This window comes from Bacillus sp. FSL K6-6540, assembly GCF_038007545.1.
Genome location: NZ_JBBOXH010000001.1, coordinates 3988755 through 4000264 on the forward strand (window position 1 = coordinate 3988755; position 11510 = coordinate 4000264).

Annotated in this window: 10 protein-coding genes and 1 pseudogene; 2 read left to right on the top strand and 9 right to left on the bottom strand. The window is 50.3% G+C overall.

Annotated elements, in window-relative coordinates; translation table 11 throughout:
- Nucleotides 1-14: 14 nt before the first annotated feature.
- The 4 genes from MHH82_RS17435 to MHH82_RS17450 all read right to left on the bottom strand — a co-directional run bounded on the left by MHH82_RS17435 (nucleotide 15) and on the right by MHH82_RS17450 (nucleotide 5647).
- A complete protein-coding gene (locus MHH82_RS17435; protein WP_145038328.1) occupies nucleotides 15-977 on the bottom strand; it encodes an ABC transporter permease in 963 nt (320 codons plus the stop codon).
- Entirely contained in the window at nucleotides 965-3472 is a 2508-nt protein-coding gene (locus MHH82_RS17440) for a heparinase II/III domain-containing protein (protein WP_340967008.1), read from the bottom strand. The genes MHH82_RS17435 and MHH82_RS17440 overlap by 13 nt, the downstream gene beginning before the upstream one ends.
- A 525-nt stretch (nucleotides 3473-3997) precedes the next feature.
- On the bottom strand, nucleotides 3998-4894 hold the full coding sequence (locus MHH82_RS17445; protein ID WP_251496429.1) for an RCC1 domain-containing protein: 897 nt from the start codon (nucleotides 4892-4894) through the stop codon (nucleotides 3998-4000).
- 66 nt (nucleotides 4895-4960) lie between these two features.
- A complete protein-coding gene (locus MHH82_RS17450) occupies nucleotides 4961-5647 on the bottom strand; it encodes a DUF6273 domain-containing protein (protein ID WP_145038322.1) in 687 nt (228 codons plus the stop codon).
- A 155-nt stretch (nucleotides 5648-5802) separates the two neighbouring features.
- Here MHH82_RS17450 and MHH82_RS17455 point away from each other — a divergent pair, with 155 nt between their 5' ends.
- Nucleotides 5803-6504, top strand: coding sequence for a MerR family DNA-binding transcriptional regulator (locus tag MHH82_RS17455; RefSeq protein ID WP_145038320.1), 702 nt, complete (start codon nucleotides 5803-5805; stop codon nucleotides 6502-6504).
- 120 nt (nucleotides 6505-6624) lie between these two features.
- On the opposite strand, the gene MHH82_RS17460 is transcribed toward MHH82_RS17455, so the two are convergent.
- The 4 genes from MHH82_RS17460 to MHH82_RS17475 all read right to left on the bottom strand — a co-directional run bounded on the left by MHH82_RS17460 (nucleotide 6625) and on the right by MHH82_RS17475 (nucleotide 9075).
- Complete coding sequence (locus MHH82_RS17460) at nucleotides 6625-7374, bottom strand: ABC transporter permease (protein ID WP_009592402.1); 750 nt, start codon at nucleotides 7372-7374, stop codon at nucleotides 6625-6627.
- Nucleotides 7375-8136 (bottom strand): ABC transporter ATP-binding protein, encoded by a 762-nt coding sequence (locus tag MHH82_RS17465; protein ID WP_145038318.1) that lies wholly within the window; start codon nucleotides 8134-8136, stop codon nucleotides 7375-7377.
- Nucleotides 8137-8343: 207 nt separating this feature from the next.
- Nucleotides 8344-8685: a DUF1048 domain-containing protein gene (locus MHH82_RS17470; protein WP_009592398.1), complete on the bottom strand. Its 342-nt coding sequence runs from the start codon at nucleotides 8683-8685 to the stop codon at nucleotides 8344-8346.
- A gap of 69 nt (nucleotides 8686-8754) precedes the next feature.
- Nucleotides 8755-9075: a PadR family transcriptional regulator gene (locus tag MHH82_RS17475; RefSeq protein WP_015735658.1), complete on the bottom strand. Its 321-nt coding sequence runs from the start codon at nucleotides 9073-9075 to the stop codon at nucleotides 8755-8757.
- Nucleotides 9076-9479: 404 nt separating this feature from the next.
- Here MHH82_RS17475 and MHH82_RS17480 point away from each other — a divergent pair.
- A pseudogene (locus MHH82_RS17480) lies at nucleotides 9480-9977 on the top strand (helix-turn-helix domain-containing protein); the annotation flags it as partial.
- 99 nt (nucleotides 9978-10076) lie between these two features.
- Here MHH82_RS17480 and MHH82_RS17485 read toward each other — a convergent pair.
- A complete protein-coding gene (locus MHH82_RS17485; protein ID WP_036660696.1) occupies nucleotides 10077-11510 on the bottom strand; it encodes a family 43 glycosylhydrolase in 1434 nt (477 codons plus the stop codon).

An 11510-nucleotide genomic window follows, 5' to 3' on the forward strand; every position in this document is an offset into this window, starting at 1 on the left:
AAAGAATCGAAGCCCTAATATACGCCCTGTTCGCCGAATCGCTTGGACAGCTTGTTGGCGGCCATAACCAGCACGAGACCGACCAGACCCTTGAATACGCCGACCGCGGTCGAGAAGCTGTAGTCCGACTGCTGGATCCCCTTGTAATACACGAAGGTATCGAGCGTATTGCCGATGTGCATGTTAAAGGCGTTCAGTTGAAGGAACACCTGCTCGAAGCCGACCTCCAGCACGTCGCCCAAACGTATGATCAGCATGATAATGATCGTGCTGCGGATAGCGGGCAGCGTAATATGCCAGATTTGGCGGAAGCGCCCTGCGCCGTCCATGACGGCCGCCTCGTAAAGAGCCGGGTTGACGCCTGCCAGCGCCGCCAGGAAAATAATCGTTCCCCAGCCGGCTTCCTTCCAGATGACCTCCAACACCAGAAAAGCTCGGAAATAATCGGGCTCGGTGAGAAAAGGGATCGTCTGCTGCAAGCCGAACCATTCGCGCAGCACGTCGTTGATCAAGCCCTCGTTGCGGAAAAAGATCGTCACGATGCCGACCACCACGACCCAAGACAGAAAATGCGGCATGTAAACGATGGACTGCAGCCCTCTTTTCAAGAGCGGATTTGCCACCTCGTTCAGCATGATGGCCAGAATGATCGGCGCCGGAAATGCGAACGCGATCTGCAGAAATGAAATGGTAAGCGTATTCCAGATAACCTGGATAACCTCCGGGCTTTCGAAAATCCGGGCAAAGTTCGCAAAACCGACCCAAGGACTCTCCGCGAACCCCCGGAACGGGCTGTATTCTTTAAAGGCTAGGGATATGCCCAGCATGGGCAGATACCGGTACACGATAAAGTAAAGCAGGCCCGGCAGCAGCAGCAGGTATAGATAACGATCCCTCCACATTCGGGTCCGGATTCGCTTCCAAGCGCTCTTCTTGACGGGAGCGGATGGATTGACCTCCGAAATCACGGTTTCCACACAGCTTCTCTCCCTTCCGCCTGACCACCTCTGCCGGTATTCATAAGATTCCATTCATAATAGCCGGGTGGTGCGGTTTGTTTGACTTCCACGCCAGCAGTTATCTGCCTCAGCTTGAAGGAGACCTCCACAGGGTGGGGGTTATGCACAATGCAGGTTAAGCGGCGGTCATCGCTGTATAAACTCAGAGGCAGCTCCGCCTCAAAAGCGATGTCTCCGCCGGACAACCGTTCAGCCTTCCACAAATTAAGCATGCCGTTACCCGATAAACGGGCGGCTTCTCCCAGGAAAGTTATGCCCCGGTAGCGGGCTTCCACAGCGTCAGCGCAAAACAGCCAGATATCCTCCGCCCCGCCGGGCCTTTCCACCGTTAAACCGGAAGCCAAGCTTCCGGTATCCTGCTCCTCCTGAAGGATGGCCAATCTCTCGCCGTAATGGACCCGTGGATTGATCAGCGTGATGAACCGCCGTCTTTTGCCTTTCGTGCCACCGACAGCTACATATGGACCGTAGGTTTCAGCCCCAGGGTACTCGCGGAGGGTGAGCACCTTCTCCTTGGGAAAAGGAAACATCAGCTGCAGTGCGGCGCTTTCTCCCTGGAATACAACGGATTCACTTCCCAGAATCTCGCCCGGAGCCTTGGGCTCTTCTCCATCCAGAACCGCCGAAGTCGTATGAAACAGCAGCTCGGCCTCATCCGATTCCTGATGAAGCTCCACGTCATCCACGATGAAGTAATATGCCGAATCGATATGTAGGACAGATCGCCGGTAGCGTTTCAGCAGCCCGCCATAGCTTTCGGCAGCGTCCCCGACAACCGCCTCAAATGACGGGAGTAACAACTCCTCCCGGAGACCCCCGCCACCTAGGTTGATCTGCCCCTGACCATTGACGAGCAGCGAATTATGGCCCACAGTGCCGGTAGTGTAATCCGCCTTCGGACCGGGTACATAATCCTGGTAGCCGGGATTGGTCAACAGCCACTCTCCGCCGACATTGATCACCAGATTGTTCTGGTCCTTGTGATTATGGTCCTTCGCCGAGCTGCTTGAGGTGAAGCACAGCAGATGATCCTCATCGCCCCATCCCGACCGCAGGGCGGCCCAGCCTACGCTCCGGAATACTGCGGAAGCGCGCTTCCCGTACAGCTCCGTTGGACTTGCAGGTGAGGTCTCTTTCCGTAAATAAAGAAGCGATGCGTGATGCGTTTCAGCATGCTTGTGCAGGTACCAAACCGCTGCCGGATGGTCGTAATGGGTAGCTGTCATGGCCATGAGGTAAGCGATATCGAGCTTGTAAAACGAATCCGACAGATTCGGAAACGAGCTTTCCTTTCCCGGTGCCAGGAGCCGAAAAAAACGTTCAGGAAGCTCTTCCCGCAAATACGGATGCTGAACCAGGCTGTCATCGCCGCTGATTCTCCGATAAAGATCCGCCGCCATCCAGGCATGGCGCGCAGCCACATTGTCGTACAGCAGCCCCTCTGTTTCTCCGGACATCCCTTTTCGGTCCAGATAGCTTTGAAGATAAGTAAGTCCGGCCTGCAAATATTTGGCGGCAAACGGGTTCTCATCCATGATGGCCGCCGCGCCGTACACCATCGCCACCTGCTTGGCTGCCACGATGTTGTGCATATCACGGCTTCCGATATCGATGGCCAGCGGATGCAGCCCTTTATCCAGAATGGCTTGTCGAATGGATCGCCGCTCTTCTTCCGTCAGCAAGCTGTGAATGGCATCATAGGCGCACGAAGCGCCTAGCAGCAGATGGGCGTTGCTCAGATTTCCTTCCGCACCCCGCTCGTCGAACTCATACCATTTGCCGAAGGCAGCCAGGGACAACAGATGCTGCTTCACTCGAACCGCATACTTTCTCTCTTCCGTCACCAGGAAGGCCGTGGACATGACGACCAGCCGATCCTCTATCGCTCTGGCGTACATCGTCCAGAACGGGAAGAAGGTATGGCCTTGCGGTTCTCGTACCCGCTTCGGCTCCGTTAGGGGCATCGCAACCTTCCACTGATCCGATATGGACGGATACAGCACCTCGAAGCTATCTTCCTCCACATAGTCGTCCGCTTTTGCCAAGTATCCGGCCCATAGCACAGATGCATCGATTGCCCTCGCAGAACTGCCGTCATCCCGCTTAATCCGATCCCGAAAATCCGCGAGCTCATCGATCGAAAACAACATCCTCGGACGGTCCTTCAGCTTCAATTTCGCGGGTTGACCAGCCGGCCTTACAAGAACCTTCCATTTAAACTCTGAAAATCTATCGTCCAGAAAGTCTACGGCAATTTCGGTCTCGCCCGGCTTCAGCCCGGTGATCGCGCTGCCGTTCACCTCAACGATCTCCGGGTCGCTGCAAGTCATGCTAAAGGTCGTATCCGATTGCGGCTCTATTCTTCCGCAGGGGTGCACAAGCATGAAGTTAAGCCGATGTTCCTCCCCGGCCTCCAGGAGCGAGGGCTTAATAAATTCCATCCGCAGCAACAATCGCAAGTTCCTCCTTTTATTAAGTGAGTATCTTTCTTTTCAATCGATCAAGAAAACGCTGTCATAAGTTTTTGCAACAAAGCACCGATTGAAGCCATCCGCCGTTACGTAACTTCTGGTTGTCATGATTCAATTGAATTCCCTTTTTAATATACATGTATATTACTTGTATATTTTATGATCTGTCAATTCAAATTTTTGTTGCATTCGTCCAACTGCAACATGATCAATCGGAAGGAAATCCCCCTTATACGGCCTGCTATAAGGAAACTTGCCCGTTCCACAGCGTTAGGCTGCAACCATATTTATTTCCGACTTTAAATCTTTGTTGTTAATCTCAATCCTTCACTTGCGGCGTCCGTTCAGGCGAAATCCAAATGTAAAGCGGCACCAAACATTCCTTTTGGTGCCGCCTCTTTTTGCCTTGCTATTTAACCGTGACTACACATTCCGACTTCTTGCTGCATTGAATCTTTGCCAAAAGTCTATGATCCATTCCTAAAAGTTAAGCAATTAACATTAAAACTACCTGCCGGGAAGCTTGATGCCGCGCCATTCGCTTACATCGCATTGGCCATATTCATTATCGCCCACGGCTACGACCGTGCCGTCCGATTGAAGGCCGAGCGTATGAGCGCATCCCGCCGCTACCGCTACAATGTCGCGCCAGCCGCTTACATTGCATTGTCCATGCTGATTCCAGCCCGCGGCAATGACCGTACCGTCGGATTTAAGACCGATGGTATGATAACTCCCCGCCGCTACCGCCACTATGCCGCTCCAACCGATTACATCGCACTGGCCGTGCTTATTTAAACCCACAGCGGCCACCGTGCCGTCCGATTGAAGCCCGACGGTATGAAGGTAGCCCGCCGATGCTTCCACGATGTTGCGCCAGCTGCTTACATTGCATTGGCCGTACCGATTATTCCCCACGATCGTTACCGTCCCGTCCGCTTTTAGACCGACCGTATGCCAGTCACCTGCGGCGACCGCCACTATGTCGAGCCAGCCGCCTATACTGCATTGACCTTCATTATTTCGTCCCGCAGCCACCACTGAGCCGTCGGATTTAAGACCGACGGTGCGACGCCAGCCTGCCGCTACCGCAACCATATCGCGCCACCCGCTGACATCGCATTGATTATGCTTATTCCAACCCACGGCCGCCACCGTACCGTCCGATCTAAGACCGATGGTATGAGCATTCCCCGTGTTCGTTGCCATATGAACATTCCCGGCCGCGACCGCTACGATATCGCGCCAGCCGCTGACATCGCATTGGCCATTATGATTATCTCCTGCGGCCGTGACCGTGCCGTCCGATGTAAGAGCCACGGAATGACGTCGACCCGCCGCTATGGTATGTTTGGGCCACCGTTTTCCTTTGAACGCCGCTTCTGGCTGGGAAGTGCAATCCATGTCTTACCTCCTCGAAAAGTGTGAGTTTCGATATTTCTTCCGGAAAGTTCTCCTATTCCATTTCGTTTATGATAGATCCAAATTTAAAGCAGGGCGTACGCCATAACCGTCAATACTGTTATTTCCGTAACTGCGAGCACTGCAGCCTGTCCCTACAAAATACGCACGCGAAGGCTTGTTTCCTTGCGTCCGCAGCCACCACCAGGAACAGCCAGCTTCTTTGCCGTCTATGATCATATAGTTGTCTTTGTTCGTTTTATCATATACATATAAGCTGCATCCATCGGGCTTAATCGTTTTGGCATAATCGGTTCCGACAGCGCGTCTCCAATCCTTGCCGTGAGTCTCAGATACATCGTTTATTTCGGCAACGCTGAGCAGAAAAACCTTATCCTCCGTATCCGGGCAGCCCTTTCCGTTGTCCGTGCAATGCGTCGTCTTGATGAGTTCTTTCTCCGAAGCATTGAATGCGACGTTATAGAATTCATGATTCAGCCACTCGCGCAAGTCGCAGTCATGCCACGATATATCCATGCAATCACGCCACGTCAGATCCGCACGCTTGCCGTGATACCTCTTGCAGTCCAAAATATATTCGCTCAATACCAACAGCTCGCTTCCTGAGTTTTGAAGAACACGCCAAGTAATCGCCTGTTCTTTGCCGTCCACGGACTGCGGATACGTGCCGAACGTAATGAAATCGCCGGGCTTTAGGTTGCGATAGGATGCTAAAGCATAATCCCCTTTTTCCATAACGTTTACCTCCTTGATTTTTGTTCCTGCATCGATCATATAACATTCATGCAAGATTTCGCTTAATAAACCAAGGATCCTTGTGGGAAGAGTCATTGTCTCTTATAATATTGTTGCCGTACTTGAGAGTTTGACTTTAAGGAAGGTGCACGCAAATGGACAGAACCTTTACACCGAAACAGATGGCCAAGAAACTTCATGTCAGCACCACTACCTTGCGAAGATATGAAAATCTCGGCCTGGTGCCTGACGTACCTCGGACTTCAAGCAACAGAAGATATTACACGCCGCTCCATGATCAAGCTTTTCTTGCTTTACGATCCTTGGTCCAAGGATTCGATCTGCCTATCGCCTACGAGGTCATGAGTTTATTAAAGAAAGGTCATGTTGAACAAGCACTTTGGATGATCAATGTACAGCAGTACAACATTCAGGTAGAGAAGCAGCGAGTCGAGGAGGTTATGAGGCTCATTCATCAAACGGATTTCTCCAAGTATAGAAATATTAAGGTCACGGATGAAATGAAAATCGGGGAGGTCGCGTTGATCGCTGGCGTTAACCCCTCCGCTATTCGACATTGGGAAAAGGAGGGGCTTATTCGCGCTAAGCGAAACGCGGAAAACGGATATCGAGTCTTTACGTCCCAGGAATTAAAAAAGATTATAGTGCTAAGCAGTTTAAGAAAAACCGTCTTTTTCATTGAAAGCATGAAACAGCTGCTTGAAGCTCTAGAGACACATGATCTAACTACGATTGAACGCTCCTTCAAAGTGGCTCTTCAGAAGCTGAATGAGCAACTGGAAAAGCAAATGAACGGCATATCCGAAATGATGAGATACATACAATTTTTCAAGTAAAACGTATATTCTTCAAACGAAAAAAAGCCGCATTTTATGCGGCTTTTAAAGTATCCATGGCCATTCTGTTCGATGAAAGATGTTACCTGTTCTTTGATCATCTGAGGAGGCTAGGTGTATTTAACCTAACTGGCGTTTAAAGGCTTTATTAGCGAAAAAGTAAGCGATGACCATGATGCCGACGCACCAGGCAAGCGCGATCCAGATATCGTTGCCGACAGATCCTTCATGCAAGAGGGCACGAATCGCATTTACGATGGAAGTCACGGGCTGGTTCTCAGCGAACGCACGCACAATTTTAGGCATGGTTTCGGTAGGGACAAAGGCCGAACTGATAAACGGTAAGAATATCAGCGGGTACGAGAAGGCCGTCGCCCCTTCCATCGTCTTTGCTGTCAAGCCGGGTATGACCGCCAGCCATGTCAGCGCCAGCGTAAACAACCCGAGTATCCCTGTTACCGCGAGCCAATCCAGGATATTAGCGCCGGAACGGAAGCCCATCAAAAGCGCGACGAGGAAAACCACCACGACCGTAAGCGCATTGGAAACAAGCGATGTCAACACATGAGCCCACAATACAGACGAGCGCTTGATCGGCATGGTAATGAAACGCGCCATCAGCCCGCTCTTTACATCTCCGAACAGCCGGAAGGCAGTATAAGAGACGCCGGATGCGATAGCCATCAGCAAGATTCCCGGCAATAAATAATTGACGTAGTTGGCCGTGCCAGTCTCTATGGCGCCGCCAAATACGTAGACAAACAACAGCATCATCATTATCGGCGTAATCGCCACCGTGATAATCGTATCCGGGCTTCTCATGATGTTGCGCATTAAACGCCCCAATAATACCCCTGTTTTGCTTTTCATTTACATTTCCTCCTTTTTGCCGATGATTGCGAGGAAAATTTCCTCCAATGTCGGCTGCTTCTCGATATACTCTACTTTTGCCGGTGGGAACATCTCTTTGAGTTCGGTAAGGGTGCCGGTCGTGATGATTTTTCCGCCATGCAGGATGGCGATACGGTCCGCCAGTTGTTCGGCTTCCTCCAGGTACTGGGTCGTCAGCAAGATGGTCGTGCCGCTGCCGGCAAGCTCCTTGACGGTATTCCAGACTTCAATCCGTGCTTCAGGGTCAAGTCCTGTGGTCGGTTCGTCAAGAAAAATGACGGCTGGACTCCCGATCAGGCTCATGGCGATGTCAAGCCGGCGCTTCATCCCGCCGGAATACTGGTCCGCCCGGCGGCCCGCCGCATCGGTCAGGCTGAATTTGGCAAGCAGATTGTCGGCGACTTGTGCAGGTTTGGAAACTCCCCTGAGCTTGGCGATCATCATCAGGTTTTCCCTTCCTGTGTTCATGCCGTCAATAGCTGCAAACTGCCCAGTCAGGCTGATGCTTTGGCGAACATGATCCGGTTGACGCTGGACGTCAGAGCCGCAAATACTCGCTGCGCCGCCATCGGGCTTCATCAGCGTCGAGAGGATGTTGACCGTCGTCGTCTTGCCCGCTCCATTGGAGCCCAGCAGGGCGAAAATTTCGCCGCGCCGCACTTCAAAATCCACCCCTTTTAAGACTTCCTTGTCTTTAAAGGATTTTTTTAACCCTTTTACAGAAATCGCTGCATTGCTCATATTTTTTCCTCCTTATAATAAGCCCGATTAGGCCGCGCTTGAGAATTCCGAACATTACGGTTAAGTGCCTTGAGAGCTACATTAACGCAACTAGTTAGTCTGACTGATAATCTGTATCACTTACTACTGGGCAAAAATATAACTGAATAGCGAAGGTGGCAATTCACACGTGTAACCAGCTAATCAGTCGGTATTATTGTAATGAATTTATTTCTTACCCAATCGTTTCATGATGCTCTGATTCAAATCTTCACGATACTTCGCGACATAGGTTTTAGCGTTAGCAACCAGCTCGTCGGCAAAGGATGCCACGTCATCCCCAGTGATCTCCAGCACTGGTCTGCCTTCCGCCGCACCGGCTTCGAACAATTCGATTAATTCATACTGCATATGCAGCATATCCATCCCGTTGCCTGAGGAGAAATTCCACATGTAATTTTGAATCTTCTTAAATACATACTGGTAGTCTTCCGGCAGGGCTTCAACGCGTGCCATCATCATCTTGTATTCTTTTTTATCGCCGATCATTTTTTTGAATATTTCCATCATGTTATGGTTCCTCCTTTTTTATAAAACCGAACCCGACACTACATATCTCGGACGGAATATCTTATGATGCTACGTCGACTTCAAGACGTTGATTTTTGATGATACAAAATCCCACTTTTCCCAAAACAACTCAAGTTCCTGGCGGCCCGCTTCATTCAGTGTGTAAAACTTGCGAGGCGGTCCCATGTCTGACGGTTTTTTTTCGATGTTCACCAATTTCTTCTTCTCCAATCGCACGAGAATGGTGTAGACCGTCCCTTCCACGACTTCGGTAAACCCAAGCTCGTTCAGACGGCGGGTAATCTCGTAGCCATAGGTTTCATGGCGGCTGATGATTTCAAGCACGCAGCCTTCCAGCGAACCCTTCAGCATTTCAGTTAAATTTTCCATGTTCAAAGCCTCCTCTTTTTCGTCCCTCCTCTATTTAGTCTGACCAATATTCAGTACAACATAGTACTAAGGGAATGTTTTACCTAACAGATTTTATAAATCGAACTATTTAGTATTACTTACTACAGGTACATTGTATTACATAGTAGATGGAGTGTCAACTGTTTTACTAAAATTATTCACCACATTCCGCAGCTCGGTAATTAGTGTGACATATTACCGGTATATCGTAACACAAAGTAGCTGGTTTTTCAACATGATTGTCTTTTTCCTTGTAAAGCAGGATCAACCTGACGCTTCTCCAATTATTCACACTTTAGTCCTCCAACCTTGATTTTAGATTCTTTAAATAGCATGATAAGGAAAATCAGGTCACTGCAAGCCATGCTTTTGGAGGGAGTCCGAATGAGATGAGCCTGCCGATCTCAAGTCTGGATTACGTATCCTCCGTTGTTGACTTCATGATTGAGGAATACGCGTGCAAGCTGCAGGGCTACCAGACCATCCTGCGTTCGCGATTTATGGAGCTCGTCGTTCAGTTGTCACGGCAGTATGAAAAGCAGGAGCGTCAAGGAACCCAAAGTAATCTGATGCATTTGGCCAAAGCCATTTCTTTTATGGAGGATCACTATTTGCAGCCCATTTCCCGTGACGAAATTACGGCCAAATCCAATATATCCGTCAGGCATTTGAATCGGATATTCCAATCTTACTACCAAACAACGCCTTTCGCTTATCTCCTGCAGCTCCGATTGGAGCATGCATGCAGGCTGTTAAAGACGACCAACCTGCCGATATCGGAGATTTCTTATCAGGGCGGATTCAATGACAGCAATTATTTTACCCGTCAGTTCTCGAAGATCTTTGGACAGTCTCCAAAAGCATACCGAACCAATAGGTAAAGTGCTTTCTACGCGCGGCATACAGGTTCTTTCTCCACACGCGCCGCCTCGCCAATGGAAGAAGCGACGCACCCATGTAAAAGGCGCGTCGCTTCATATTTACAGCTTCTGATAGATAAAGTTTTTAAACGTAACCTCGCCGGAACCTTTCGCCCGGAGAGCGATTCGCAATGCAAGAAATCCGCCCAATGTGTTATGATGCCAGCCTGAGGTTTCGAATGAATGCTCAAATTTATTCCATAATGATCCATCCGCACTGTAATAGAAGACGACTTCATGCTCGTTATTTTCAAGACGAACGATGACACGCCGATGCGGAAAAGGCTTTGATGGCGTCTCCCAGCCGCGAATAATCCCATAAAGCCCCTCTTGGGATATGCCGAATCCGCTATACGTCGATCCATTATAGAACAATAAAAACTGGGCTGCCGATTCTTCGGAAAGCTCAATCTCTACCTGCGCGGCATACGAATGGTCTTCCGGCATCATAACCAGTGGCGACGCCTCGGGAGCAGCTTGGATCGTTATCGCTTGCTTCTGCAGCGTATATTGAATATCATTGCTGGATTGATACCAGCTCCATGGATACCCCAGCCCGCCGGACACTTCTTGAAATTCACCGTAAGTCATGCCATGGGGAACGGCATCTCCCGGCGGTTTTGGAATAGGCTCATCTGTCTTGCAATGAAGCGGGACGCGGAACCATCCGTCCTCCGTCCATTCCAGCGGTTCGAGCAGCGTTTGCCTGCCGAGTGTGTAGTATCCTTTTTCGTACGCGTGATAAACGATCCACCAACCGCCGTCCGGGGTGTCAACCAATGAACCGTGCCCTTTAGAGCACCATCGTTCATTCCGGCTTTGCGTTCGAATAATCGGATTGTGGGGGGAGTGTTCATATGGCCCCCATGGCTCTTTGGATCGCGCAGAAGCGACCATATGGCTAGTCGAAGGCCCCGATGTACCTCCTTGCGCCACGGTAAGATAGAAATATCCGTTATGAAACGTTAGCTTGGGAGACTCCATAAAGTTTCCTTCCACGACCCATTCCTTCGGAAACGGCCAGCCATCGTACACTTTGCGCGGAGTGCCCACAGCCGACAAACCGTCCCCAGCCAGTTCTACCATATAACCATCGCTAAAAAACAAATACCGGTTACCATTGGAATCCGCGACATGTCCCGGGTCAATTCCTTGCACCCCCACCTTTTGCGGATCACTCCAAGGTCCGTGTGGGTGCGTCGCCGTCAGCACCATGATCTCTTCATTGATGGGAGCATAGATATAAAACCGGTCTTTGTAGTATGTCAAATCTGGCGCCCAGACATCTCCAGCATAATCGGTTAACGCTTTGGCGATGGGTTCCCAGTTCACCAAGTCTTTAGAGTGCCAAATCAATAACCCCGGCGCAAACTTAAAATTGGAGTGCGTCATATAATAATCGTCTCCGACTCTGACTACGCTAGGATCCGCATAATCACCGGCCAATATCGGGTTCCTATACATGCCGTTTCCTAAATCTCCGCTTGCCTGCAT